This window comes from Geobacillus sp. Y412MC52 (assembly GCF_000174795.2).
Taxonomy (GTDB): Bacteria; Bacillota; Bacilli; order Bacillales; family Anoxybacillaceae; genus Geobacillus; species Geobacillus thermoleovorans.
In genome coordinates, this window is the sequence record NC_014915.1 from 3,347,557 (window position 1) to 3,372,541 (window position 24,985).

Annotated in this window: 23 protein-coding genes; 5 read left to right on the forward strand and 18 right to left on the reverse strand. The window is 52.2% G+C overall.

The annotated features are described in order from the left end of the window. Window positions 1–17: 17 nt before the first annotated feature. From GYMC52_RS16575 to GYMC52_RS16595, 5 genes are all read right to left on the reverse strand, one after another. Complete coding sequence (locus GYMC52_RS16575; protein ID WP_013524704.1) at window positions 18–3,566, reverse strand: hypothetical protein; 3,549 nt, start codon at window positions 3,564–3,566, stop codon at window positions 18–20. A gap of 278 nt (window positions 3,567–3,844) precedes the next feature. Continuing rightward, window positions 3,845–5,017 (reverse strand): ISL3 family transposase, encoded by a 1,173-nt coding sequence (locus tag GYMC52_RS16580; RefSeq protein ID WP_013522940.1) that lies wholly within the window; start codon window positions 5,015–5,017, stop codon window positions 3,845–3,847. 264 nt (window positions 5,018–5,281) lie between these two features. Further along, complete coding sequence (locus tag GYMC52_RS16585) at window positions 5,282–6,061, reverse strand: hypothetical protein (RefSeq protein ID WP_013524705.1); 780 nt, start codon at window positions 6,059–6,061, stop codon at window positions 5,282–5,284. 284 nt (window positions 6,062–6,345) lie between these two features. Then, window positions 6,346–7,698, reverse strand: coding sequence for a peptidoglycan-binding protein (locus GYMC52_RS16590; RefSeq protein ID WP_013524706.1), 1,353 nt, complete (start codon window positions 7,696–7,698; stop codon window positions 6,346–6,348). 154 nt (window positions 7,699–7,852) lie between these two features. Further along, window positions 7,853–8,362, reverse strand: a complete 510-nt coding sequence (locus GYMC52_RS16595; RefSeq protein WP_013524707.1) for a hypothetical protein — start codon at window positions 8,360–8,362, stop codon at window positions 7,853–7,855. 209 nt (window positions 8,363–8,571) lie between these two features. Here GYMC52_RS16595 and GYMC52_RS16600 point away from each other — a divergent pair, with 209 nt between their 5' ends. Then, a complete protein-coding gene (locus GYMC52_RS16600) occupies window positions 8,572–8,979 on the forward strand; it encodes a helix-turn-helix domain-containing protein (RefSeq protein ID WP_013524708.1) in 408 nt (135 codons plus the stop codon). A 120-nt stretch (window positions 8,980–9,099) separates the two neighbouring features. Here GYMC52_RS16600 and ssb read toward each other — a convergent pair whose 3' ends face one another. Continuing rightward, window positions 9,100–9,459: a single-stranded DNA-binding protein gene (ssb, locus tag GYMC52_RS16605; RefSeq protein WP_011232661.1), complete on the reverse strand. Its 360-nt coding sequence runs from the start codon at window positions 9,457–9,459 to the stop codon at window positions 9,100–9,102. A gap of 269 nt (window positions 9,460–9,728) precedes the next feature. Here ssb and GYMC52_RS16610 point away from each other — a divergent pair, with 269 nt between their 5' ends. After that, on the forward strand, window positions 9,729–10,169 hold the full coding sequence (locus GYMC52_RS16610) for a YwpF-like family protein (RefSeq protein ID WP_013524709.1): 441 nt from the start codon (window positions 9,729–9,731) through the stop codon (window positions 10,167–10,169). A 56-nt stretch (window positions 10,170–10,225) separates the two neighbouring features. Here the strand turns inward: GYMC52_RS16610 and GYMC52_RS16615 are convergent, their stop codons facing one another. The 4 genes from GYMC52_RS16615 to GYMC52_RS16635 all read right to left on the reverse strand — a co-directional run bounded on the left by GYMC52_RS16615 (window position 10,226) and on the right by GYMC52_RS16635 (window position 14,220). Continuing rightward, on the reverse strand, window positions 10,226–10,855 hold the full coding sequence (locus GYMC52_RS16615) for a class D sortase (protein WP_013524710.1): 630 nt from the start codon (window positions 10,853–10,855) through the stop codon (window positions 10,226–10,228). A gap of 6 nt (window positions 10,856–10,861) precedes the next feature. Next, on the reverse strand, window positions 10,862–11,761 hold the full coding sequence (locus GYMC52_RS16620) for a processed acidic surface protein (protein WP_013524711.1): 900 nt from the start codon (window positions 11,759–11,761) through the stop codon (window positions 10,862–10,864). Window positions 11,762–12,142: 381 nt separating this feature from the next. Further along, window positions 12,143–13,519 carry an aspartate kinase gene (locus GYMC52_RS16630; RefSeq protein WP_013524712.1) on the reverse strand — a complete coding sequence of 459 codons (1,377 nt, stop codon included), beginning with the start codon at window positions 13,517–13,519 and terminating at the stop codon, window positions 12,143–12,145. A gap of 266 nt (window positions 13,520–13,785) precedes the next feature. Then, window positions 13,786–14,220, reverse strand: a complete 435-nt coding sequence (locus GYMC52_RS16635) for a DUF1284 domain-containing protein (RefSeq protein WP_011232666.1) — start codon at window positions 14,218–14,220, stop codon at window positions 13,786–13,788. 393 nt (window positions 14,221–14,613) lie between these two features. On the opposite strand from GYMC52_RS16635, the gene GYMC52_RS16640 reads away from it, so the two are divergent. Then, window positions 14,614–15,201: a hypothetical protein gene (locus tag GYMC52_RS16640; protein ID WP_013524713.1), complete on the forward strand. Its 588-nt coding sequence runs from the start codon at window positions 14,614–14,616 to the stop codon at window positions 15,199–15,201. 213 nt (window positions 15,202–15,414) lie between these two features. Next, window positions 15,415–16,935: an aldehyde dehydrogenase gene (gene adh / locus GYMC52_RS16645; protein WP_013524714.1), complete on the forward strand. Its 1,521-nt coding sequence runs from the start codon at window positions 15,415–15,417 to the stop codon at window positions 16,933–16,935. Here the strand turns inward: adh and GYMC52_RS19650 are convergent. Then, entirely contained in the window at window positions 16,905–17,072 is a 168-nt protein-coding gene (locus tag GYMC52_RS19650) for a hypothetical protein (protein ID WP_155467754.1), read from the reverse strand. The genes adh and GYMC52_RS19650 overlap by 31 nt on opposite strands. A gap of 71 nt (window positions 17,073–17,143) precedes the next feature. Between GYMC52_RS19650 and GYMC52_RS16650 the strand changes: the two genes are divergently transcribed. After that, window positions 17,144–17,503, forward strand: a complete 360-nt coding sequence (locus GYMC52_RS16650) for a DUF779 domain-containing protein (RefSeq protein WP_013146493.1) — start codon at window positions 17,144–17,146, stop codon at window positions 17,501–17,503. 206 nt (window positions 17,504–17,709) lie between these two features. Here GYMC52_RS16650 and GYMC52_RS16655 read toward each other — a convergent pair whose 3' ends face one another. The 7 genes from GYMC52_RS16655 to GYMC52_RS16685 all read right to left on the reverse strand — a co-directional run bounded on the left by GYMC52_RS16655 (window position 17,710) and on the right by GYMC52_RS16685 (window position 24,757). Next, window positions 17,710–19,326, reverse strand: a complete 1,617-nt coding sequence (locus GYMC52_RS16655) for an MDR family MFS transporter (protein ID WP_013524715.1) — start codon at window positions 19,324–19,326, stop codon at window positions 17,710–17,712. Further along, window positions 19,311–20,234, reverse strand: coding sequence for a TetR/AcrR family transcriptional regulator (locus GYMC52_RS16660; RefSeq protein ID WP_013524716.1), 924 nt, complete (start codon window positions 20,232–20,234; stop codon window positions 19,311–19,313). Before GYMC52_RS16660 ends, GYMC52_RS16655 begins: the two co-directional genes overlap by 16 nt. After that, window positions 20,227–20,367 carry a hypothetical protein gene (locus GYMC52_RS19840; protein WP_013524717.1) on the reverse strand — a complete coding sequence of 47 codons (141 nt, stop codon included), beginning with the start codon at window positions 20,365–20,367 and terminating at the stop codon, window positions 20,227–20,229. The genes GYMC52_RS16660 and GYMC52_RS19840 overlap by 8 nt, the downstream gene beginning before the upstream one ends. A gap of 205 nt (window positions 20,368–20,572) precedes the next feature. Beyond that, the gene (locus GYMC52_RS16670) at window positions 20,573–21,445 is read right to left on the reverse strand and encodes an ROK family protein (RefSeq protein ID WP_013524718.1); all 873 of its coding nucleotides are present in this window, start codon (window positions 21,443–21,445) and stop codon (window positions 20,573–20,575) included. 162 nt (window positions 21,446–21,607) lie between these two features. Beyond that, window positions 21,608–22,429 (reverse strand): carbohydrate ABC transporter permease, encoded by an 822-nt coding sequence (locus GYMC52_RS16675; RefSeq protein ID WP_013524719.1) that lies wholly within the window; start codon window positions 22,427–22,429, stop codon window positions 21,608–21,610. After that, on the reverse strand, window positions 22,429–23,400 hold the full coding sequence (locus GYMC52_RS16680; RefSeq protein WP_013524720.1) for a carbohydrate ABC transporter permease: 972 nt from the start codon (window positions 23,398–23,400) through the stop codon (window positions 22,429–22,431). Before GYMC52_RS16680 ends, GYMC52_RS16675 begins: the two co-directional genes overlap by 1 nt. Window positions 23,401–23,461: 61 nt before the next feature. After that, on the reverse strand, window positions 23,462–24,757 hold the full coding sequence (locus GYMC52_RS16685; protein ID WP_013524721.1) for an ABC transporter substrate-binding protein: 1,296 nt from the start codon (window positions 24,755–24,757) through the stop codon (window positions 23,462–23,464). Window positions 24,758–24,985: the final 228 nt, after the last annotated feature.

Sequence of the window (24,985 nt, forward strand, 5' to 3'; positions counted from 1 at the left end):
TCAATAGACGCATCCTATTATTTTACTTCACCAGCAGTAAGTACATGTGTATAGGATTGAGAAGCAGGTTGTGTAGCAGTTTGAGCTACGCGTACCTCAATTGTATCTCCTGCAGCTGCAGCGATATTATCTACAGTTGTTCCTGTGATTGCTACCCAAGTACCATTATTAACACGATATTCCATTCCAGCAGCTACACCAGTAAGCTTTGTACCAGTGTTTGTAGCTGCAGCAAGGGCAATACCTGTAGGGGCAGCAGCTGGTTTAATGTTAGCATAATCTACTGTAATAGATTTTGCAGCACCAGCAGATACACCATCTTTAGCTGCTACACGAACTTGGATTACATCTCCTTTATTTACAGAGATGTTATCTACAGAAGTACCTGTGATAGCTGTCCATGAGCCAGCACCAACTTTATACTCCATTGTATTATCTACGCCAGTTAGTTTAGTTGTACCAGCATTCGTACCAACTGCTAATGTAGCGCTTGATGGAGCAACAGGCGCAGCTACTGTGCTAACTGTTACAGATTTAGGCGCTACTTCCTCAATTAAGTTTGGAGTAGATGCCATGTCTGTAATTACACGTGGAACTGGGATTCCAACTGTAATTGTGTTGCTACCTACATCTAACGCACCATCAGCAATTTGGATTACTAATACTTTAGAACCATCGATATTTGTACCATCATGATCTACGATGTCTAATTGAGATGCAGCAAGCAATTTACCGCTAGCATCACGTACTGCAAGTTCATTTAAGATGTTTGCCTCGTCAACAGCATCACCGCTACCAGCTGTTTGAATTGGCTCAGAGAATGTAACTGTAAATGTGTTAGCCTCTACAGTTGTATCTCCATCCAATGTATCTCCAGCTTCAACTTTAGAAACTGTTGGTTTAATAGCATCCGCTACTGCAAGACCAGCAGTCTTAGCGATAGATAATGCTTTACCTGCACTGTTTGTTGTTAAGCTGTTAGTAGTTGCAAGGTAAAGTGTACCAGAAGCACCATCAAATGTACCGTTTGTGTATAGGTTACCATTTAATGTTAATGTAAGTTTCTTCTTATCAGCAGATAATTCATAAGCAGTTGCTACGTATTTAGCATTCGCAGTATTAGATTGAGCATCATATAATGCGAATGTGCTTGGATCTACGTTTCCAAATGTGTAAGCATAACCAGCAGCTAAGCTTAATTCAATTTTGTTTGGAGCTACTGCTTTAACTGTAGCTGCATCGATAGAAGTTTGGTTAAATGTAATAGATGATACACTTGTTAAAGGAATAGGTTGATTAAAGTTATATACAATATTTCCAGCTGTATCTTTTAATCCTAACACTTTGATATTAGTTTCAGATGTTGCTGTTGGAAGAGTAATCTTCACAGATTTAGCATCTGTACCAACTGTTAAAGTTGCACCAGAAATTGATGATAAGAAACCAGAACCTAAAACATAGTTGTCTTTATTAGACAATGTAGCTGTATCCATTGCCTCAGAGAAGTAGATATCAATAGTTTTGCCATCAGCTGAAAGTACAGCAGTTTGAGCTGTTGGTGCTTTTACGTCTTTAATAGTTACTGTAGAAGTAATAGCAGGTGCTTCATTTGCACGGATAGAAGCATCTTTTACTCCTTCGATAACTACTGTATAAGAACCTGCATCTTTATTGTCAAATTGTAATGCAGAAGCAGGAACAGTTGCTTTCTTATCAGTTGAGTTATAGTAAGTTGATAATGCTAGTTTATTAACTAATACTGTACCTTTTGAATCTTTTACAGTAATAGTACCAGCATTAGAAACTGATTCAGAGTACAATACTTCTAATGTATTATCTGTTTTTAAGTTTAATGTTACAGTTGGTACTGTTGTGTCATCTTCAGCTTTAAACTTGAATGTTTGTTCAGTTGTATTTTTGTTACCTTCAACGTCAGTAACGTTTTGATATTTCAACTGAACTTCTACTAGTGCACCAAGACCAAGACTGCTAATTAATCCAGTGTTTTTAAATGTATAAACAGTTTTGTCTTTGTTTGCTGATACAGTTTTAGCACCAAGAGCACCAACATCAGATTGAGTAAATTGAGTACCAGCAATTGTGACTGTACCAATGTTGCTAACTGGCTCAGAGAATGTTACCTCAACAGTGTTAGCATCTACTACTTTTGCTGCTGTTACAGTTGGTGCTGTTGTATCAGCTGCAATAGTAAAGCTAAATTCTTTATCAGCAATTTTGAAACCAGCATAGTCTTTAAGACCGCTAATTGCTAACTTATGCTCACCAACAGATAAGCTTTGACCAAAATTCAATACTACAGAGTTATCAGATGCATCGCGAACAACCTCAACTGGTACAGATACACCATCTACTTTAACTTCAGTGCGAACCGCAAATCCAGTATCTGGATTCAAAGCGTCGATTGGTTCTGTTGTAGTTAACTTTAATGACTTAGAACTTAATACTTTCACATCTGTAACTTCTGGCGCAGTAGTATCAGTAACAGTTACAGTTTGTTCATATTTTGCAAGATCTTTACCGTCAGTAGTTTTTACACCTTCAACTACAAATTTTAAAGAATCGCTTTGTTGAAGAGTTGTGTTGAATACAACTACTGCTGATTTTTTGTCTTCAGAAAGTGTAACTGTAACAGTTTCAGCACTTGTTGAGTTGTTTTTGTAAACTTTAATCGTAGAAGTTGTTACAGTTTTTTCGTCAACTTCTTTGTTAAACTTAATAACTGCTGATTTAAGGTTAATCGCACTTACACTCTCAACCTTCGGCGTCAATGCCGCTTCATATGCCGCATTGGCGTCTTGCGCTGCTTTTTGCAGTTCGGCTTTGAACGCATCGGTTACTTTCGATACGTATTGGTTGACTTGGTCAAGCGCTGCTTTTGCTTTGTCCAGGTTGCCGGCTTTGACGGCGTCTTGCGCTTCACGCGCTTTCATCGAAACCGTGATGTCGTAAACTAAGCTGTCGCGCAGTTTTTGCGCTTCGGCTTTGAATTGCGAACGAAGCAGTTCGCGCGTCGTTTGACCGTATACGCGGTCGAGGATGACGGTGCGCGTTTTGAGCTCGTACGAAATTTTGTGGTAGAGCTCTCCTGCTTTTTTCAGATCTTTCGCATCGACGGCTGCTTTGAGTTCTTGACGCATCGCGTCTAATTTTGTCGCATAGTTGTAAGCGTCGATGTAGGTGGCAACGCGCGCTTCGCCCGATTTCGGGTTGGCTTTGAATACATACGTTTCGTATGTAGCTTGCAAATCGGCCAAATACGCGTCTTTTTTCGCGCCGCCGGCTTTGTTCACAACAGCGACCGCGTTTGCATACGCTTGTTTTGCTTTGTTGTAGGCTGCATACACATCGCTGATGTTCGGGAGTTTACCCGTTTCCGTTACCGTATGGCTGTACGTATAGTATGCTTCTTTCATTTGCGCTTTCGCTTGGCTGACGACCGTCGCCACGTCCGTTGCCGCTTGGGAAGCGTGCGGGTTGGCTGCGACGAAAGCGCTCGCTGCTACAGCGCTGGCTGTGGCGAGTTTGACTGCTTTCTTTTTGTCCATAAAGCCTAAAATCCCCCTTCATTTTTATGAAACTTTAAGACAATGATCCTAAACGGCTGCCGTTTAGTAGATTCATTGCCTAAAAGGTGCTAACATGAACCAAGATCATCCTGTGTGTCCAGATGATAGACTTATTAGCAAGGCTATCATCCAGTGCTAGCACTTTCACATCATTCCTTAATGCTCCACGTCTCCTATAATAATACATTTTTCTTCTAAATTCTAGCCCTAAATACAAATTTTTGGTTCATCACCAAAAGATGTACTTGAACCTACCATTAAAGTATGTTAGCTGTTTCTAGACGAACCCGCAATGCAAAACGCTGGATATTTCTGTATCCGTATCCCCGACGTTTGATTAGCTTGATCTTGTTATTTGTTCCCTCCATTTTTCCATTCGAATAAGGTGACAATATGCATGATATGATTTCATCTGTTCGTTTGACAAGCGATTTTGCGATGGCGCGTACAGCCGAACAAGGACAAAATACATATCGGTGAATCCAAGCCTCCAAACGTCGTTTCGCCTGTTGCTCGTCTTTGCTTTTAGACACATAGCGAAAATGTTGGAGCGATTGGTAGACAGACTTTAAGTAATCGCTTTCATTGCACCATTTCCGTACGATTTGGCGTTCTTCCTCCGTCAATTTCTCTGGGCATTGGCTCAATAAACGACAAACGTAACGAACATTTCCGTGTTTCTTGCCTCCTTTGTCTAAATATTTGCGACAACGCTCTAAAGCATCTGTAAACAGCTGAATGACATGGAAATAATCAACTACATGTGTCGCCTCTGAGCAAACCCTTTGAATCGCTTTTTTCATTGCTGGAGCCAAATCGCTCACGACATACTGAACAGAACCAGACACATGAGCCAACGCACGTCCAATGGCTTCCTCGTTCTTTCCTGCTTCAACGGCATACACTTCTCCCGTTTCGGCATCCATGATCGCCACCCCGTAGTCATGCCCTTTTCGAAACGCAAACTCATCGACACAAACCGCCTTTGGTTGGATTTCATTCGATAGGAAGGAAGGGGCATGGGTATAAAACCAACGTTCAACGGTCGTGTAAGGAAGCTTGAGCATACGAGCCACTGCCTGAATGGATGTCCCTATGCAAGATTGCGCTGCCCATTGTTGAAAGGCATCCGTTGCTATGCTTCGAGGGGAGATTCCTGGATAAGACGTGCTGAATGTCATGCCACACGTACCACAACGTCTTCGCTCTACAGGAAGTTCGATCCAAAAAATCCCGATTCGCTGAGCATAGCCATGCATCCATTGCTTCTTTTTTCCTGTCATTTTGATCGTGCGTTTCAAGCAGACAGGACATAACGGGCATTGTTCGGGAAGAGAAAGTTCGAAAATCCAACGTTCTTCTTCTTTTCGTACCTTTTGAATCAAAACATCTGGTAAATCGATGAGTTCTTTGATAAACTGAGAGTACATGCGAATTTTCCTCCAATGGTTTGGTTTGGTCACCTTTACCATACAGGAAAATTCGCATTTTTTGTACCCTCTATTTTCCCTATGCATACCTATCTTAAAATCTCAAGTACAACTTGTGGTGAAGAGCCAAATTTTTTAGAGAATATACCATTGAAATTATTGCCATTGATGGCGACATTGATATGAATATGCCTGTAACAGAAATTTAGAACAATATTTTGGCAGTTTGATGGTTTTGGTTGGCAAACATTTTGTGCAAAAACATCAATCGTTTTTCTTCACCGTGACGTCCATCGGTTGGCCAAGCGTCATTTTGACGACGTCATAGCGGTCATTCAGGTACAAATCGAGAAAGCGGAACTGTCCTGCGAATTGTTCCGGGCTGTTCGTGATGGAAAATTGCAGCTGCATGGCGTAATCGCCGCTGTTGGCGAGCTGTTCGGCGATTTTTTCGATCTCTTCCTTCGGCACGTTGTACGCTTTTAAGTAAGAGATCGAGTCGGCGATCGCTTCGGTGTTGTTGTTGAAGAAAATGGAGAGCGTCACCGTCGCGCCGTCGATGCGGCCTTCAAGCGGCAATGACATATTTTGGCCGTATAAGTACCAGCCGAACAAGCGGCTGCCTTTTTGCCGCTCAATGACGAACGGGACGGATTCATTTCCTGCCTGAAGAATGTACTGCCCTTTCAATGAGCGGGCGACAAGGGCGAGAAGTTCGTCTTTTGTGAACGGCACGTATTGGATGGCGTCCCCTTGTTTGGCATACAGTCCGCCGCCGAGGCTGTAATAGACGGCGCCGCCTGCCCGTTTTTGGCTGTAGACGCGATACTCGCGCCCTTGTTTCGCCGTCATGGCGGACTGCCATGCTGCTCCGTTCAGGCGGTATAGAGGCGTGTCGCGCAAAATGACGACTTTGCCGATCATGCCTTGTTTCCATTGGACTTGCCCCCATTGGACGGCGGCGTCAACCGTTTGCCCATTTCCTCCGAGGGCGATGGCGGCGGCGAGGCAGATGGCGGCTGCCATTTGGGATGCATGTTTCATCTTCGTTTTCCTCCTCATTTTGGTCATCGTTGTCGTTCTATATAGATGCAACGAAGAAGTTTCACATATCCTTGACGGAAAAGCGGTTTGTCCATTTTCGACTGTCGAAGGCAAGCCACAGGCTTGCCCGTCACGCCAAGGCGTGACGGGAGACCGAACAACCGCCTGCCCCACAGACCCATATATGGGTCTGGAAGCGGCGTTGTTCGGTCTCCCGACAGTCGATTAAACACTTGGTAAAATCCATAAAATAGTAAAACTTCAAATTTCATCTATATAGCATGCTAAAATAACCGCTTCGCCCCCAAGTACCGCTGTTTCCAATACGATTGGTCGAGGCGGCTGATCGTCACGCCGGTCGAAGCGCCGCTATGGATGAACTGGCCGTTGCCGATATAGATGCCGGCGTGCGATGGGCCGTTGGTGGTCGTGGCGAAAAAGACGATGTCGCCGACTTCCGGGGCGGAAACCGATGCGCCTGCATTCCACATCAAGGCGACGGTGCGCGGGATGGGGACGCCTTGTTGCTGGAACAGGTAGAAAATGAAGCCGCTGCAGTCAAATCCCTCTTCCGGCGCATCGCCGCCCCAAACGTATGGGGTTCCGAGCAGCTCAGCCGCATCGGCGACGAGTTCGATGACGTCCAGCTTCGCCGCAGGGGCTTGTCCGATCAGGCGCTCGTATGTTTCGCCGTCAACAATGCCGGTCGCTGGGAGTTGGGCCGCTTGTTGGAAACGGCGGACGGCATCGGCGGTGGCGGCGCCGTAGTAGCCGGTGATGGCCGTCCAGAAGTAGCCGAGCTCTTTCAGCTTCGTCTGAATGCGCTTGACGTCGTCGCCGAGCGCGCCGATTGAGAGGCGAACCGCTTGACGCTCGCGTTCGATCGGTGCAGGGGAGGTCGTTTTCGCTTTTACCGCGCTCGCGAGGCGGGCGGCGGTTTGGTTGTCGACCGCGCCGGTCACGGGCAGGCCGTTGTCGCGTTGAAAGCGGCGGACCGCGTCGGCGGTCAGCACCCCATAGTAGCCGGTGATGTCCGAATACGTAAAGTAGCCGAGTTGTTTAAGCTGCTGCTGCAGCTTGCGGACGTCGTCGCCGCGCGAACCGATTGTCAGCGTGTCGGACAGTTCGGCGGTCTTAATGGTCGCCTTTTGTTTCAGCCGTTCAAGCGTTGCCCGATCCGCCCGGCCGGTGGCGGGAAGTCCGTTCGCCTGTTGAAACTGCTTCACCGCATCGGCGGTCACCGCGCCATAGTAGCCGGTGATTTGCGGATAGCGAAAATAGCCGAGCTGTTTCAGCCGGCGCTGCAAATCACTGACGGCCGCACCGCGGGAACCGATGGCGAGCGTGTCGTTTGACGCAGGCTTTTTCAGCTTCGCGTAGGTGGCGTCATCGACGATGCCGGTCGCCGGCAAGTTCATCGCCCGTTGGAACGCCTTGACCGCTTCTTCGGTGATGGCACCAAAGTAGCCGGTCGCTTTTGGGTATGTAAAAAAGCCTTGTTCCTTTAAACGCTGCTGGATTTGTGTGATTTCAGGGGAACTCATGCCTTTTTTCCATTCCGCCGCCTGGCTGTCATCCGGGGCAAGAAAAAAGGACGAAACCATGGCAGCGGCAAAGAAGGCGTGATTCGGTTTCACGGATGCGTCCTCTCCCTTCGCCGCCCCTTTCGTTTGTTGTCGTCTTGTCCTGAGTGGATGTTCAAGATGAGGCGCGGCAATGTTCTATATTTTCAGTATATAGTATGAAAGCCATGAAAGGAAATGCTTTTTTCCATTGGGAGAAGAAAGAAGATCATGAACCGGAATGGGGTGTTCCCCGTTTCGGACGCGACAGATTGGCGAACAAGTGCGATACATGCCGGTCATCGACAAGGTAAATCGACTGCAGCACTTCATAAATGAGCTGTTTTTCCATCGCCAGCCATTCATCTGCGCGGATCGGGATGTATTTTTGCCTCTGTTCGTTCCATTCATAGAGAGCGACGGTAAACTTTTTTTGGCGAAGATCGAGCTTGACGATAAACATGTAAAGCTGGCTCGTGCATTTAAATACAAAATAGAGCTGAGCTTCCTTTGAGCAGGTGATCGTGCGGAACAGCGCCTCGCCTTCCGATGCAAAACGCATCCGTCCACCTTCGTTTTTCAGCGAGCGCAGCGAATCGGTGAAACTGGCGGGGGCGATCGTTTTCAGCCGCACGGAAAACGGATTTTTCATTTCCTTAATATAGATATGGTACATGTTTTGGGCGTGCTTCTCCCCGTTTCGTTCACAAATGACAAAATCGGCAAGATAGATGTTCACCTTGACCCCCTCTTTTTGGCTCATAATTTCCCATTTTTAACTAATTGTACTATGTCCTTCCTGAACAAAAAAAGAGGCCGAACGACGAAATGACGGACAAATCTGTTCTGATTTAGAAACAAAGAGAGAAATGGGCGAAAAAGGAACAACCATTGGCTCCACGCTTTTCTATCTTTAAAGAGTAATGATGAAAAGCGTGGTGACGAACGATGACAAACTTAGGAGAAACGCTCAAACAGCTGCGAAAACAACGGCGCTGGACACAGGAACAGCTGGCCGAGCAGCTGAATGTATCGCGTTCGCAAATCAGCAAATGGGAAAACGGCAGCTTGCTTCCGGATGTGCAGTCGCTTGAAAAACTTTGCCAATTATTCAACATCAGCGCCGATTTTTTGCTTGGCGGCGAAACGCGCCAGCGCGAGCTGTTGCGCGAAGTGACGGACATGTACGGAACGGCGGACGTGCACGAAACGGTGCTCGCGGCGTTGGACTACTTGCTTCATAACCAAGAGATGAGCGAAGCGATGTACGCGCTCGCAAAGCTGCCGGATAAAAAGCGAAAACATGTCGAAACGATGATCATGACAATCGTAAAAGAGTGCTCCGAGCTCATTTAGCTCCCCTCATGCTGAAAAAAGCGCTAACAACGACGTGCTAGCGCCATCCGTTGAGGGAGTGTTTGGGGACACGTTCTTTCTCTTGGGGATTCGCTTTGAAAGGCATGTATGGGGAAACGACTATACGTGCTCCGGCCATTCTGGTTTCTTTCCAGAGTGGAGAAATTGGACGGACTCCGCGACGACTTCGGTGACATAGACGCGTTGACCGTCTTTTTTATCGTAGCGGCGCGTTTGGATTCTCCCCGTCACCGCCACCATCGATCCTTTTCGGCAATAATTGGCGGTATGTTCCGCCGTTTTCCGCCATAAAACGCATGGAACGAAATCGGCGTCAATCCCCCCTTCCGCGTTGCGGAAATTTCTCGCCACCGCCAGCGTGACAGTCGCGACGGCAGCCCCTTCGGCCGTGTAGCGAAGCTCGGGATCTTTCGTCAACCGGCCGACCAACACGACTTGGTTGATCATGTGTTGGCGCATCCCCCCTTTCCTCCACCGCACCTTTATGATAACGAATTTCGTTTTGGGTCGTAAAATCGCGATTTTTGCATTTTTTTGTGCACTCTATGGATACAATTCAGCGAAAAAGGCGAAATCTTCGTCGACAATGGCGGGGCAAAATGGCGTTTTTGCCATCCGGCGGAAAACATGCAGATCGTTTTTCAGCAGCAGGGGCGGCATCCCGTTTTTCTTCCCTCGTCCGCCTGTGCTATAATCTTGGATAAGACAACGGTAACGAGGTGGACGAGATGAAAACGTTCAAGCTTGTCGGGCTCTCGGTCATTGACGACGACATGCACCGCCAAGACATCCCATTTATTGACGGGTTGATCATCAACAAAGAAGACGGGCAAAACCGCTGGCTCGTGGAGGCGTATTTGGATGACGACTATGAGCCAATGTTTGTGAGCTTGCAGCGGCGCCCAGAGTTTCAACTGCAAGTGACGATCACCCACACGAGCAACGACCCGGCCAACATGCTCGTCACCGTCCGTTCGATCACGAAAATGAACGGCCATATCAGCGTCTTGATGGAAGGGCTGATGATCCCGCGGCGCACCCATTTGGCGGAAGTCGTGCTGGCCGGCCTTGTCAAGAAAGGGCTGCAAGGCGAGGCGCTGCTTCAAGAGTTTCGCCAGCAAATGCATGAGCGAATCGATGCCAAGGCGCCGCAGGAACGGAAAAGGTAAAAGGCTGGAGAGCGTACTTTCCAGCCTTTTTGTTTGCCTTCCTGCAGGCAAGTAGATCATCCTCTTGGAAACGCCAGGGCATCAACCCGAACCGGGCGGGCGGTGACGATGCAGCGCTTCGGAGCGCGGCCGATGAGGCGAAACGGGTAGCACGTTGTCACCGTCAGCGTTGGGCGCGCTTTCTCCACCAAAACGGTCCGGTCGTCGTCATCGACGATGCGGATGTTGACGATGCGGTAATGGATGGCGGCGCGATCCGTCCGAATGACGAGCGCATCGCCGATCTCAAGCTCGCCAAAGCGGCGGAACACAGTATCGCGGTGCCCGGATAGCACGACATGCCCTCGTCCCCCCGGCCAATCGCTCGCTGGATAATGGCCGACGCCTCGGCGCAATTCTTGTTCGCGGACGCCTTCATACACGGGAATCGCCGCCCCGAGCTTCGGGATGGCAAGTTCGCCAAGGCAGGCGCCGAGCGGTGCGTCTTTTTGCGCCGAACGTTCCGCTGGAAGGCTTGCGGCCGGCGGTGAGGAAGGCGCAGGAGCATCCCGCTTGACCGCCATCCAGCCGACGGTGTACCAATAGCCGTTCCAACCGGCCATCGCCGCCCCGATGACGATCGCCGCCAGCGCCGCCCATTGGGCGGCCCGGCGCCCCCACGAAAACCGCGCGGGCTTGCCGTTCACGTTCCTTCACCCTTTCAGCCGCCCGACCCGCCGGTAAAGAAGGAACCCGGCGGAAGCGAGCAGCAGCCCGGCCAATGTATAGGTCAAATACGGCGACGCCGTCTCCGGCAGTTTTTCCCCATACATCTTTCCTTTCATCTCTACAGCGAGCAGCCCGGCGTCAATGCCTTTCTCCCCCGCGCGGACGATGTAGCCCGATGTCAACATCTCCCGCGTTATGGCGATATCGGCGACCTCCTCGCCTTGGCGGTTGTACAATCGAATGCGGATCGGCTCCGCGCCGGCCGCCTTTATGTCCGGCTCGTCCGCCTCAAGCTCAAGCAAGCGAAGCCCCTCTTCCCATATCGCCCGCAGTTTGCGGCGCTCTGTTTCCGTAAACGGCCCTTCCGTCTCCGCAAACGGGCGCAGCCGCTCACGAAGCGCCAAAAGCCGCCCAGCCAACTGTGGGTCGTCAAGCGAGGCCATATGGCGGGTGAGGGCGCGCACTTCTTGTTCCGTCATCCCAATGGCCCCAAGCAAGTCGTTGATTTGCTGCATGGCGGCGTTGTGCTGCGAGTAAAAACGGATGGCCCGGTCCAAGTCTTCGACAAATGTGTAGTCTTGCACCGTTTCGCCAAACTGGCCAAGCAGCGCCTCGAGCTCCTCGACCGTCAGCCCGCGCCGGCGCAGAACGGCATGAAGCCGCTCGTCAGTGATGGGCGTGCCAAGCCATTGTTTCATCTCATCCATGGTGCGAAAATCGGCGGCTGTCAAGCCGTATCGGTCCAAATAGTCCAACAAGTCGCTCACTGTCCAGCCGACGCTCTTGGCGTACTGCTCAAGCTCGCTTCGGCTGATGGCCGCCGCCCCAGCCGGAAACGAAGCGAAAACAGCGACAAGCACAGCCATTCCTAGCCATTGCCGCATTCGTTCTTCCTCCCTTCCGCTTTCTTTGACGTACATTGGTAGTATTTTCCGAACATGCCGCTCTTATGTACGCCAACCAGCGAAAAAAGAAGAAAGCTCGGCTTAGAGCGCTTGAACGCTCTCCCACCTACGCAAACGCTTAGAGATGGAAGATTCTCGGGAACACCTGCCATAAGGCAGACTGCCAGCCAGACCATCCCCCGTCTGTCCCTGTGATTTGGCTGTTCCAACGAAGTCCTTCTTTCAAGATATTTTGAGCGGCGTTGGGGAACATCCATGATGGAAGACGCTGATTCATTCCCCCCTTCGGCTGATCGCGTGAAAGTGGGGGCTTCTCGGTTCATAAGAATAGGCGCCCGAGTTTCGGACGCCTGTTTCGCGTTAGGAAAGGTGACTTACGGTTGCCTGTTGAAAGTAGGCGTTGTACAAGGCGCGAACCGCCTCGTTGACGACTTCTTCTTTGACGCCGAACATCATGCTCACTTCGGACGAACCTTGGTTGATCATCTCCAAGTTGATGTTGGCGTCAGCGAGCGCAGTCGTGGCTTTCGCCGCCATCCCGATCGTCTTTTCCATTCCTTCGCCGACGACCATAATGAGCGCCAAGCCGTACTCAATCGTCACCTCATCGACGGCAAGCTCTTCGCGGATGCGGGCGAGGATGCGCTTCTCTTTTCCGTCCGCGAGCTGATCCGCCCGCAAAATGATCGACATGTTGTCGATGCCGGACGGCGTATGTTCGTAGGAGATGCCTTCGTCTTCTAAAATTTGCAGCACGCGCCGGCCAAAGCCAATCTCACGGTTCATTAAGTATTTGCTGATGTTGATGCTGCAAAAGCCAGTGTCGCTCGCAATGCCGGCGACCGGTTCGTCGATATGGTTGCGCTTGGCGACGATCCACGTGCCTGGAGCGACCGGGTTGTTTGTGTTTTTTACGCAAACGGGAATGCCGGCGCGATAGACCGGCTCGAGCGCCTCGTCATGAAAGACGGAAAATCCGGAATACGACAGCTCACGCATCTCGCGGTACGTGATTTCTTTCAGCTTGCGGGCATCGGCGACGATCGACGGATTGACGCAATAAATCGAATCGACGTCGGTAAAGTTTTCGTACACGTCCGCTTTGACGCCCGCGGCGACGATCGAGCCCGTAATATCCGACCCGCCGCGCGGGAACGTGACGATATGGCCCGATCGGGAATAGCCGAAAAATCCTGGGATGACCAAAACGCCGCGCCGTTCGCGCAGCTGCTTCAGTTTGTCATACGACTCCGGAAGCACTTGGGCATTGCCCGGCTCATCGGTGACGATAATGCCGGCTTCAAGCGGGCTGACGTAGCTCGCCTCAAGCCCGCAATCTTGCAGATAGAGCGCCATGAGCCTTGCGTTATGGTCTTCGCCGCTCGCTTTAATGGCGTCAAACAACCGAGGCGGCTCGCTTCGATAGGCGCTGATTTTCGACTGCAAGTCATCGACAAGCTCGGCCAAAAAGCCGTCGGCTTCCAGCCCCAGCTCATTGGCGATGTCAGCATACCGCTTCACGATCGCTTCCATTGTTTCCTCATGCGGCTCGCCAGCCACAACTTGTTCGGCCAGCTGGATGAGCATATCGGTCACTTTCACATCGTCCTTGTACCGTTTCCCCGGCGCCGACACGACGACGATGCGGCGCTCGATATCCGAGCTGACGATGTCGGCCACTTTACGGAATTGTGCAGCGCTCGCCACCGAACTTCCACCGAATTTGGCTACTTTCATCGTTCATGACCCTTTCTGTCGAAAGTCTCTATAATTGTTTATCATATCACATTTTTCCGCCCATGGAACTATTCATTTTTTAGAAATTTCCGCCAACGTCCCAAAACGCCGCCATCGCCGGCCATGATTCCCTATCAAACAGATGAGACCATGTCGGAAAGACGGCGCTGCAACAGGCTCCCCGCCTTGACAAACGGATGATGGTTCAGCGCAGCGCCGTTTTTCCATCGTTCCTCCTTGATTTTTCCGAAAACGGCCGCTCTGCCTCACGTTTGCGCCACATTGCCGCGGCGGACGTTGGCGATCCCTTCTTTGCAGACGCCGTACGGCAGCCACGAGCAGTCGCGGCATAACTCGTCCAAATCATCCGGCTTGACCCGTTCCGCCGTCCGCCGGATCAGTTCGGACTTCCAATACACGTTGCCTGGCTCCAAGCCTAAATGGCGAATGACGTTTCCGTCAAGCGAACGGACGTGGGCATCGGAATTTGGGCCGGCTTCACACGTTGTCTCCCCATGATGCGGGCAGGCGAGGCACGCCTCATCGAGCGCCGCGACGACTTCAATCGGGAAATCGTCGTGTTCATCGCGAATGCGGGCTACGATCTCCCACATTTTTTCCACGAACGACGGGCTGTAGCCCATGCCGCGAAACCCGTGTACACAAAGCAAATGATGACCGCGCAAACGAACCGGTTTCATCTTCTCTCCCCTCCCTTTCTTTCCTTTGGCGGGTATTGGTCAAGGGCGAATCTGGCTCTGAGAATGCCCTACGATTCCCAACGGGATGGCTCGTGTGGAGTTTTCATAGAACTTTTGACGCTGCCTTCTTTCCTCTCTTCAGACATATGCCGCCCGGCCCAATCGTTTCTATCGTTTTTGACTCCATCATACGTCAACTCTTTTCATTGAGCAACTGGCACCTTGATAACCAGCAGCGGACAGCGAAGCGACATCCCTTTCAGACCTATGCATCGTCTATGAAACGATGGGCTCCCGGTCTTCGCTCAAACCGCCGTTTTCCTCCGTCAATTCGGAAAAATAACGGATCTGCTTTATACAGACAGCCGTCATGATACAATGAGAGAGGGAACGATGTTGCTGGGAAAGGACTGGCTGATCATGACGAAAGAAGAATTGGCACGCTCGCTTTCCGTCTTGCTTCATGAGCTGACGAAATCATGGCGGAAAGAAAAAATTCATTCCGATGTGCTCGAAATCATTATGAAACTGCGCATTCAAACCGATGACGACGACCAATACGTTGCCGATCTGCTCCGCAACATCGCGTTTGCGAGCGAATCGGCCCATGCGCTCAAGCAAATTTGGGGCTATATGCTGCGCGAGCAAACCTTTCTATCGCCACAGACGATCGAGGCGATGCTCACTGACGCCCAGCGCAAGATCCAGCGCCGGCTGTCAGAGATGACGGCCCGCTATGAGCGTCCGTTTTTGTCCATCGATGACCCGCTCGAGCGGAAACGCCAGCTTGAGCGCTCCTACGGCGCGCTTCTTTTGTTCAACCGGATCGCCACCGACTTTTTGCTTGAGTTCGTCCGCGAAGAAAACGAAACGGCCGCGAGCGTCTTTTTCGCCGCCGATCCGAACGAGGCGATCGAAGTGTTCCACCATCTTTGCAGCGTCTACGCGAGCCGCTGGCTGGAAGGCCTGGAAGTCGATTGATGGACAAACCGTCGATTCAAGTCCTTGAAGCCAACCAAAGGTGCCCCAAAAGCGGCGGGGCGCCTCTTCTCATCACCATCTATACTGCTGCATTGGCATTTTCGATTTGACAGTATTGTCCAGCCATGATATTGTATTCATTGGAAAGAATTTTTATAATATTCTTTCCTTTGTAAGCGAATACAAAAAACTCAAATGAAGGAGGAATCGGGGATGATCTACGCACAACCAGGCCAGCCAGGCGCGCTTGTCACATTTAAAAAGCGCTACGAAAACTTCATTGGCGGCAAATGGGTGCCGCCGGTCGACGGCGAGTATTTCGAAAATATCACGCCCATCACCGGACAGCCGTATTGCGAAGTGCCGCGCTCAAAAGCGGCGGACATCGAACTGGCGCTTGACGCCGCCCATGCGGCAAAAGACGCATGGGGACGCACGTCTCCAGCGGAGCGCGCCCGTTTGCTGAACAAAATCGCCGATCGGATGGAAGAAAACTTGGAAATGCTGGCCGTCGCCGAAACGTGGGAAAACGGCAAGCCGATCCGCGAGACGCTCGCGGCTGACATTCCGCTCGCCATCGACCATTTCCGCTATTTCGCCAGCTGCATCCGCGCGCAAGAAGGCACCATTTCGGAAATCGATCATGACACGGTCGCCTATCATTTCAAAGAACCGCTCGGCGTCGTCGGACAAATCATCCCGTGGAACTTCCCGATTTTAATGGCGGCCTGGAAACTCGCGCCAGCGCTCGCGGCCGGCAACTGCGTCGTGTTGAAACCGGCGGAGCAAACGCCGACGTCGATCCTCGTTCTCATCGAACTCATCGAAGATTTGCTTCCGCCTGGCGTCGTCAACATCGTCAACGGCTTTGGCTTAGAAGCCGGCAAGCCGCTCGCCTCGAATCCACGCGTGGCGAAAGTGGCGTTCACCGGTGAAACGACGACCGGACGGCTCATCATGCAGTACGCCTCGCAAAACATCGTGCCGGTCACGCTTGAGCTTGGCGGCAAGTCCCCGAACATTTTCTTCGCTGATGTGATGGACAAAGATGACGAGTTTCTCGATAAAGCCCTCGAAGGGTTTACGATGTTCGCTCTAAACCAAGGCGAAGTGTGCACATGCCCGTCGCGCGCCCTCATCCACGAGTCGATTTACGATGCCTTTATGGAACGGGCGCTTGAACGCGTCAAGCAAATCAAGCAAGGCAATCCGCTCGATACGGAAACAATGATCGGCGCCCAAGCCTCGTCCGAGCAACTCGAGAAAATTTTGTCATACATCGACATCGGCAAACAGGAAGGCGCCGAACTTTTGATCGGCGGCGAACGGAACATGCTGGAAGGGGAACTCGCAGGCGGCTATTACGTCAAGCCGACGATTTTCAAAGGACATAACAAAATGCGCATCTTCCAAGAAGAAATTTTCGGCCCGGTGCTCGCGGTCACGACGTTTAAAGATCACGACGAAGCGCTTTCGATCGCCAATGAGACGCTGTACGGCCTTGGCGCCGGCGTCTGGACGCGCGACATCAACACCGCGTACCGCTTCGGCCGCGGCATCCAAGCCGGCCGCGTTTGGACGAACTGCTATCACGTCTATCCGGCCCATGCGGCATTTGGCGGCTACAAGATGTCCGGCATCGGCCGCGAAACGCACAAAATGATGCTTGAGCATTACCAACAAACGAAAAACTTGCTCGTCAGCTATTCGCCGAAAAAACTTGGCTTGTTCTGACATTGGTCCACCTGCTCTTCCACAGCAAAAGGCAGCGCGTCGGCGCTGCCTTTTGCCCACTGTTGCATCCATTGCCGCCAAAACCACGCAAACGCCTTTTGATGATGGAATGGAAAACAACGCAGCAACCGTTCCATTCGACGAATCCAGCGCAGCTGCGCCAGGCCGGCGCCTGTCTTTGACCGTGATGCGAAAGGAGGTGCATCCGATGCCTGATGAACCGAAAGTCATCGCCACCGAAGCGGCGTTAGAATTGATTGAAAAATTAAAGGCGAAATACGGGCCGCTCATGTTCCATCAATCCGGCGGCTGCTGCGACGGCAGCTCGCCGATGTGCTACCCGCTCGGCGAGTTGATCGTCGGCGATTCCGACGTTTTGCTTGGCGAAATCGGCGGCTGCCCGTTTTACATCGCCAAGGCGCAATACGAATATTGGAAGCATACGCAGCTCATCATCGATGTCGTTCCGGGGCGCGGGGGCATGTTTTCACTCGAAGGCCCGGAAGGCGTCCGCTTTCTCACCCGCTCGCGCGTCTTCGGCCAAAGCGCGGATGCAGGCGCGCCGTAGCCGCCCATTGCGGGACGCTGCTGTAAAACCGCCATGCGCGATGCATGAATCGCTTGGCAAATGAGAGGCATGGAGCTTGCCTGCTTCCATTCGCCCATCCGCCCCCGCCGCATGCTTTATCACCTCCGGGGCGGTTTGTTCGCCGCGGCAAAAAAACGGCGGCCCGCCTTCTCGCTGAAAAGGCGCGGTCCGCCATTTCCTTTTCTTCACTCGGTCTCTTTTGCCTGCTTCAACGGCTTCATCGCCTCAGCCCGATCGGACAAGGCGATCCGTTTCAAGCCGAACACCAAAAGCAAGCCCACCGCAATAAACACGAGCCCGAACCAAAAGACCGCCTGCAGGGAATCGACAAGCGACTGCTTCAGCACCGGCACGAACATGTCCCTAAGCGGCGCTGGAATTTTCGCCATCGCGTCTGGGCTAAGCAAGACGGAATACAAGCCTTGCGGGTCGGTATGAATCATATCGGCAAAGCGGTCGACAAGCCCTTTCGCCTGCGCCGGCAGCACTTCGAGCTTTGGCATGAGCCGCTCGTCAAGCAAGGCGCTTGAACGGTGGTTCATGATGGCGCCAAGCACCGTCATCCCAAACGTCCCGCCAATGGAACGGAAAAACTGGCTCGAAGAGGTGACAACGCCAAGCTCCGATTTCGGGAAGCTTTCTTGCAAGGCGAGCGTCAAAATCGGCATCACGAGCCCTGTGCCAAGACCGAGAATGATCATATACATCGTCGCCGCCCATTTGGACGTGTCAACATCCATCGTGCCAAGCAGCCCGAATGCGGACGCCATAATGATCATGCCGGCGACGAGTTGCGTTTTCACTCCGATTCGATACACCAAACGGCCGCCAAGGACGCTGCCGATGATCATCGTGATCATCATCGGCGTCATAATCGTCCCGGATTGGGTGGCGCTCACACCGACAATGCCTTGCATAAAAAACGGCACAAACATAATCGCGCCAAACATGCCGACGCTCATGAAAAAACCGATGCCATTGAGCAGCGTAAACGTCCGATTGCGGAACAACCGAAGCGGAATGATCGGCTCCTCCGTCCGTTTTTCCGCCCAAACAAACAAAGCGAAAAAGACAACCGCGGCCGCAAACAGCGAGACGATTTGCCACGACCCCCACGGATATCGGTCGCCGCCAAATGTCAGTCCCAACAGCAAGCGGACGACGCCCGCCGTCAACGTCGCCATGCCAGCGATGTCGAATTTCACCGGCCCTTCGGCTTTATATTTGCTTAATCCCATCGCAATCAGCACCGTGGCGACAACGCCGACCGGCAAGTTGATGTAAAACACCCAGCGCCAGTTCAAATGGTCGACGATAAAGCCGCCGATTTGCGGGCCCAGCACCGAAGCGAGGCCGTACAAACCGCCGAACACCCCTTGCCATTTCGCCCGCTCCTTGCCGGTAAAGACGTCGCCGATGACGACCATGGCCATCGGCATCATAATCCCGCCGCCCAGTCCTTGAATGCCGCGGTAAATGATGAGCTCGGTCATATCGTTCGCCATGCCGCAAAGCGCCGAACCAGCCATAAAAATGACCAACCCGCTCACATAGACAATCCGACGACCCAATAAGTCGGCGAGCTTGCCGGCGATCGGCACGACCGTCGTTGACGTGAGCATGTATGCCGTCGTCAGCCACGTCATGACGCCCAACCCGCCAAGTTCCCCGACGATGCGCGGCATGGCCGTTCCGACAATCGTCCCGTCCAACGCTGCAAAGAGCATCGCAATGATCAGTCCAGCGATGAGCAACGGGCGATGACGAATGGTGCTCGCTGGCACGGTTATCGCTTTTTCCATGGTCCTCTCTCCCATCCATTGAGTCGTTGATACGCTTCCATTTCTTGGCTCAGTGCGTCCAAAGCCGACGCAAGTCGAGGCGCCTGTTGATGCCGCAAATACAAAAGCAGCGCTTCGACGATATAGGCGCGCGGCGGCTCATTGCGCCCAAGCAGCTCTTCCTCCAGCGCCGCTACGGCTTCAAGCACATCGTTCGCCTGCTTCGGATTGAGCCCGTTGGCGGCCTCCCGGACGGCGGCGAACGCTGAAGCCAGCCGCTCCCGCTGACGCTCGCGCTCACGCTCCTCCAGTTTCATCCATGGCGCAAACGACTCCTCGGTCAAAAGCGGGCGCTCATCAGCCGTGAAGCTGGCGACAATCGCATCAATGCGCCGCACAAGAAAACGAGCCGCCTCGTCCGCATCAAACGCCTCCTCGCAAAAAAAGAAGTAAAACAAATATTGTCGGATGATGCCGTTGGTCATCATGGCGACATCATACACATACGGACCGACTTCCTCTCCGTACACCTCCGCCAGACGGGTGCAATACCATAAAAAAAGGCGCCCATGCTGGCGGAACATATACCGTTCCACTTCCGGATTGACTTTCGGCAATTGCTCCGACATCATCATACGCAAAAAGTCTTTGTACTCGCGAATGTGAGAAAAATGGGCAGCCAGCTGGCGAGTAAACCGTTCTTTTTCCGTCCCTTCCCCGCCGTCCGCCATGAAATCAGCGACCATTTTTTCGCTGTAGTAGCGGAGCACCGCCAGCAACAAATCTTCCTTCGAGGCGAAATGGTGATAAAACGCTCCTTTGGAAATCCCCCATGCCTCGACCAAATCTTGAATCGACGTCTCATGATACCCTTTTTCGGCAAACAATTTCATTGCCGCCTCAATAAATTGGGCGCGCCGTTCATCCATGGCAACGACTCATTCCTTTCCCATTCGCCCTCATCCATTGCCGATACGACGGCAACACCGCGCGCGGTTTCACGAAATCAACCCGTACGCCGCGCTGTTGCAGCCATTCAACCAACCGTCGAACATCGGTCATTGTCCTCGCCTCCATATCCCATATGACCATTTGGTCAAAACGATTATAAACTACTGTTATAAAGGTGTGCAACTCAAAAACGATATTTTTTGACCAAATAGTCATTTTCCCAGACTAAATTTGTTGAACAATCAGTCAACATCCCTGCCTTCAAACAAAAAAACGGCCCCACCGCCTGATTGAAGACGGTGGACGGCCGTTCTTGCTATTCATTTGCCGCCGCTGCGAGCGCCAACGCGCCCGCGATGCCGGCGTTGTCGCCAAGCCCTGGGAGGACGATGTACTCATCGATCTTCTCGAGAATCGCTTCGTGCTGAATATAGCCGCCAAGCAATTCCTGCACATGACGGCGCACAAGCGGCAGCACGTGCGTCTGCTTCATGACGCCCCCGCCCGTGATCACCTTTTTCGGCGATAAAATGAGGATGTAGTTGGCGATCGCTTGGGCAAGATAAAAGGCTTCTAGCTCCCATACTTCATGGCGGTCAGCCAATTCCGCCCCCTTTTTCCCCCAACGCCGCTCAATCGCAGGGCCAGACGCCATGCCTTCCAAACAGTCGCCATGATACGGGCAAATGCCGGCAAATGCGTCATCCGGATGGCGGCGGACCAACATGTGGCCCATCTCCGGGTGAAGCAGCCCATGCAGCAAGCGGCCTTCGATGATCGCCCCAACGCCGATGCCGGTGCCAACCGTCATGTACAGGCAGCTGTCAAGCCCTCGCGCCGCCCCCCAGCGCTGCTCGCCGAGCGCCGCCGCGTTGACATCCGTGTCAAAGCCGATCGGCACGGGAAAATGCTGCTTCATTGTGCCGACAAAATCAAACTGCGCCCACGCCTGTTTCGGCGTGCTCGTAATGTACCCGTACGTTGGACTATCCGGACGCAAATCGACCGGGCCGAACGACCCGATGCCAATCGCCTCGATGCGGTGCGGACGGAAAAAGTCGATGACGTGCGCCATCGTCTCTTCCGGCGCCGTCGTCGGAAACACCGCCCGTTCATGGATGTTCCCCTGTTCATCGCCGATGGCGCAGACAAATTTCGTGCCTCCAGCTTCAATGGCTCCTAGGATCATATGTACGCCTCTCTTTCTTCATCTGCTCTTTTCTTGTATCTATCTTACTAGAAAAAGGGAGAGGGCATCAATGACAAAAAGCCGCTGATCAGCGGCTTTTTGAAACATAGTGCAATCGATTCTATTGTCTGCCGGGTTTGTTGATCTACACTGCTGATTGGCTCACCCCTTCACCGAACCGGCAAGCAGGCCGCGGACGAAGTATTTGCCGAGGAAGATGTACACAAGCAACGTCGGCAGTGCGGCGAGCAGAGCCCCCGCCATTTGCACGTTCCATTGGACAATTTGGCTGCCGGATAAATTTTGCAAGGCGACCATGATCGGCTGTTTGTCGGATGTCGTGATCGTCACGGCGAACAGAAACTCGTTCCAAATGTTCGTAAACTGCCAGATCGCCACGACGACAAACCCGGTGATCGACAGCGGCAGCATAATATAACGAAAAATGCGGACAAACCCAGCGCCGTCGATTTTCGCTGATTCAATCATCTCATCCGGTATCGCGGCGTAAAAATTGCGGAACATGAGCGTCGTAATCGGAATGCCGTAGACGACATGGACGAACACAAGCCCCGGAATCGTGTTGTACAGCCCGATTTCGCGCAAAAACTGGATGAGCGGAATGAGAATGCTTTGATACGGGATGAACATGCCGAACAAAATGAGCGTAAAGAGCGTATCCGCTCCTTTAAACTTCCATTTCGACAGCACGTAGCCGTTGAGCGCCCCAAGCAGCGCCGAGAGCAGCGTCGCCGGCACGACGAGCAAAATCGAATTCCAAAAGTTCGGGGCGAGCTTGTCAAATGCCGTCGCGTAGCTGCTCCAATCGATCGTTGACGGCAGCTTCCACATATCGGCCAATGTCACTTCATCGAGCGGCTTCAAGCTCGTTGTGACCATGACATACACCGGCAACAGGAAAAACACGCTCATGACGAGGGCCAACAAATACAAAAACGGCCGCGCCCACATGGATCTCGCCATCACGATCCCCCCTTGCGGCTTGAGATGAGATACGGAACGATAAAGATGGCGACCGACAGCAGCATCACGATCGCAATCGCCGCACCGTTCGCATAATAGTTGCCGCGGAATGTCGTTTCAAACATGTATACGCCCGGCACATCGGTGACAAAGTTCGCCCCCGGCCCGGTCATGGCGTAAATCAAGTCGAAAATTTTGAGTGAAATATGGGCCATGATGATGATGACGCTGACGGTGATCGGCCGCAGCAGCGGCAAAATGATTTTCCAATACAATTGAAACTCGGTCGCTCCGTCCATCCGCGCCGCTTCCCGCACTTCATCCGGAATGGCGCGCAGGCCGGCGAGATACATCGCCACCGCAAATCCGGTCATTTGCCAGACGGCCGCCACGACAACAGCAACGATGGCGACAGGAATGCCAAATTCGATTTTCCCCCAATGGAATCCGCCAAGGATGTTCGTATCCGTATACCATTTTCCATCAAGGCCAAGCGGTTTTAAAAACAGATTCACGCCCGTTGACGGGTTGAACAGCCATTGCCACACGACTCCGGTGACGACAAATGACAAGGCCATCGGGAAGAAGAAAATGTTGCGGAACAGCGACTCGCCGCGCAGTTTTTGGTCAAGCAAAATGGCAAGCAATTGTCCCAACACAATGACGGCGGCGATAAACAACACCGTAAACACAAGCGTATTGCGCAAGTCGGCTTGGAAGCGGAAATCATGAAACAAATACAGATAGTTTTTCAACCCGGCAAACGACCAATCCGGCACAAGGGAGTTCCAGTTGCTCAAGGACACATACCCCGTCCAGCCGATAAACCCGTACACAAATAAGAAAATCAGTACGACCGACGGCGCCAAAAACGCCGCTGCCAGCCAATGATCGGCTGTCCATTTCCGCTTTTTCCGCACCGTGGGGACAGCCGCTGTCTTCTCGGCTGGCGTGATGTTGACCGTTTCCACTACGATCCCTCCTCATGATGACGAAAAGGGGAAGAGAATGGCTCCCGTCCCCTTTTCCCGATTACTTCTTCAGTTCTGCGGCGGCCGATGCCAACGTGTCGATGAACGTCTTCACATCTTTTTGCGTCACGAAAATGTTGACGGCCTGATTCACCTTCGTGACAAACCCTTCCGGCGCTGCTGAACCGTGCGCTAAGCTCGGCGCCAGCTCCGCCGTTTTGAAGTCTTGCATCGTTTGTTTGCCGTATTCATCGTACTTGGACGGATCCGCGTCGATGCGGGCCGGGATGGAGCCTTTCAGCGGGTTAAACGCATCTTGCCCTTCCACCGAACCAAGCACCGCTAAAAATTTCTTCACATCATCCGGGTTTTTCACGCCTTTCGGCAGGCCGAACGTATCAGTAATGACCATAAACTTGCCTTCCGTATTCGGCACTGGCACATAGCCGAAGTCTTGGTTCACCTTCAATTTCAAATCGTTGACAAAATAGCCTTTCACCCAATCGCCCATCACGTACATGGCCGCTTTCCCCTCAGCGACGAGCTGGGCGGCGTCTTGCCAGTTGCGCGAGCTATGGTCTTCGTTAATATAGCCAAGCATTTTCTTAAACGTCTCGACGGCTTGTTTCACTTGTGGGTCGTTAAACGACAATTCGCCCGTCCAAAGCTTCTTATAGTTTTCCGTTCCGAGCGTGCCAAGCAGCACATTTTCAAACAGGTGCGTCGCAGCCCACGGCTCTTTGTCGCCCAAGGCGAGCGGCGTAATGCCTTTTGCTTTCAGCTTGTCAGCCACTTGGAAAAACTCGTCGAACGTTTTCGGCGGCTGGAGTCCGTTGTCAGCGAAGATTTTTTTGTTGTACCACAGCACGTTGCCGCGGTGAATGTTGACAGGCACGGAGTAAATGTTGCCGTCTTTGCTTACCATATCGATAAGCGCTTTCGGGAATTTGTCCATCCAGCCTTCTTTTTCATACAAATCGTTGAGCGGCTCCATTTTGCCAGCCGCCACCCAGCCTTCATTCAGCTCCGCTCCGCCGTGCACTTGGAACGTTGATGGCGGGTCGTTCCCTTGCATGCGGCTCGCCAACACCGCCTTGGCGTTCGTTCCGGCCCCGCCGGCGACCGCGGCGTTTTCGACTTCAATATCCGGATATTTTTCTTGGAACAGTTTGATGAGCGCTTTTAAGCCGTCTTCCTCACCGGCTCCGGTCCACCAGCTGAAAATCTCGAGCTTCTCTCCCGCTTTTTGGCTGCCTTGTTTGGCGTTATCGGATGAAGAGTTCGAGCTGCTGCAGCCCGACAGCGCCATCCCAATTCCAAGCGCCAGCGCCAGCCATGCGGATGCTTTCTTTCTCATGATTCTCCCCCTTTGCATCTGTTTTTTGAAACCCCTTTCAATGTTGAGTGTACCACGCGCCGCTCATCAATCGGCGGCTTGATTTCTTCACTTTTTTGCGTTTTTCTTCACTTTTTTGTTTTCCCTTCTCCTGTCAGGCAAGCGGTGCAGCTAACGGCCAGTTCGCTTCCATGGCGCGAAAAAAGCCCGTCTCCCCATCCAGGGGGCGGGCTTTGTTTCAGACGCCGG

Excerpts from the sequence above, each read along its gene's own strand:
- GYMC52_RS16630 (WP_013524712.1), bottom strand. The coding sequence starts at position 13,519 with ATGAAAGTAGCCAAATTCGGTGGAAGTTCGGTGGCGAGCGCTGCACAA.
- GYMC52_RS16655 (WP_013524715.1), bottom strand. The coding sequence starts at position 19,326 with ATGGAAAAAGCGATAACCGTGCCAGCGAGCACCATTCGTCATCGCCCG.
- GYMC52_RS16670 (WP_013524718.1), bottom strand. The coding sequence starts at position 21,445 with ATGATCCTAGGAGCCATTGAAGCTGGAGGCACGAAATTTGTCTGCGCC.
- GYMC52_RS16650 (WP_013146493.1), top strand. The coding sequence starts at position 17,144 with ATGCCTGATGAACCGAAAGTCATCGCCACCGAAGCGGCGTTAGAATTG.
- GYMC52_RS19840 (WP_013524717.1), bottom strand. The coding sequence starts at position 20,367 with ATGACCGATGTTCGACGGTTGGTTGAATGGCTGCAACAGCGCGGCGTA.
- GYMC52_RS16580 (WP_013522940.1), bottom strand. The coding sequence starts at position 5,017 with ATGTACTCTCAGTTTATCAAAGAACTCATCGATTTACCAGATGTTTTG.
- GYMC52_RS16640 (WP_013524713.1), top strand. The coding sequence starts at position 14,614 with ATGTTGCTGGGAAAGGACTGGCTGATCATGACGAAAGAAGAATTGGCA.
- GYMC52_RS16660 (WP_013524716.1), bottom strand. The coding sequence starts at position 20,234 with ATGGATGAACGGCGCGCCCAATTTATTGAGGCGGCAATGAAATTGTTT.
- GYMC52_RS16620 (WP_013524711.1), bottom strand. The coding sequence starts at position 11,761 with ATGCGGCAATGGCTAGGAATGGCTGTGCTTGTCGCTGTTTTCGCTTCG.
- GYMC52_RS16610 (WP_013524709.1), top strand. The coding sequence starts at position 9,729 with ATGAAAACGTTCAAGCTTGTCGGGCTCTCGGTCATTGACGACGACATG.
- GYMC52_RS16635 (WP_011232666.1), bottom strand. The coding sequence starts at position 14,220 with ATGAAACCGGTTCGTTTGCGCGGTCATCATTTGCTTTGTGTACACGGG.
- GYMC52_RS16675 (WP_013524719.1), bottom strand. The coding sequence starts at position 22,429 with ATGGCGAGATCCATGTGGGCGCGGCCGTTTTTGTATTTGTTGGCCCTC.
- ssb (WP_011232661.1), bottom strand. The coding sequence starts at position 9,459 with ATGCGCCAACACATGATCAACCAAGTCGTGTTGGTCGGCCGGTTGACG.
- GYMC52_RS19650 (WP_155467754.1), bottom strand. The coding sequence starts at position 17,072 with ATGGAACGGTTGCTGCGTTGTTTTCCATTCCATCATCAAAAGGCGTTT.
- adh (WP_013524714.1), top strand. The coding sequence starts at position 15,415 with ATGATCTACGCACAACCAGGCCAGCCAGGCGCGCTTGTCACATTTAAA.
- GYMC52_RS16685 (WP_013524721.1), bottom strand. The coding sequence starts at position 24,757 with ATGAGAAAGAAAGCATCCGCATGGCTGGCGCTGGCGCTTGGAATTGGG.
- GYMC52_RS16575 (WP_013524704.1), bottom strand. The coding sequence starts at position 3,566 with ATGGACAAAAAGAAAGCAGTCAAACTCGCCACAGCCAGCGCTGTAGCA.
- GYMC52_RS16585 (WP_013524705.1), bottom strand. The coding sequence starts at position 6,061 with ATGAAACATGCATCCCAAATGGCAGCCGCCATCTGCCTCGCCGCCGCC.
- GYMC52_RS16600 (WP_013524708.1), top strand. The coding sequence starts at position 8,572 with ATGACAAACTTAGGAGAAACGCTCAAACAGCTGCGAAAACAACGGCGC.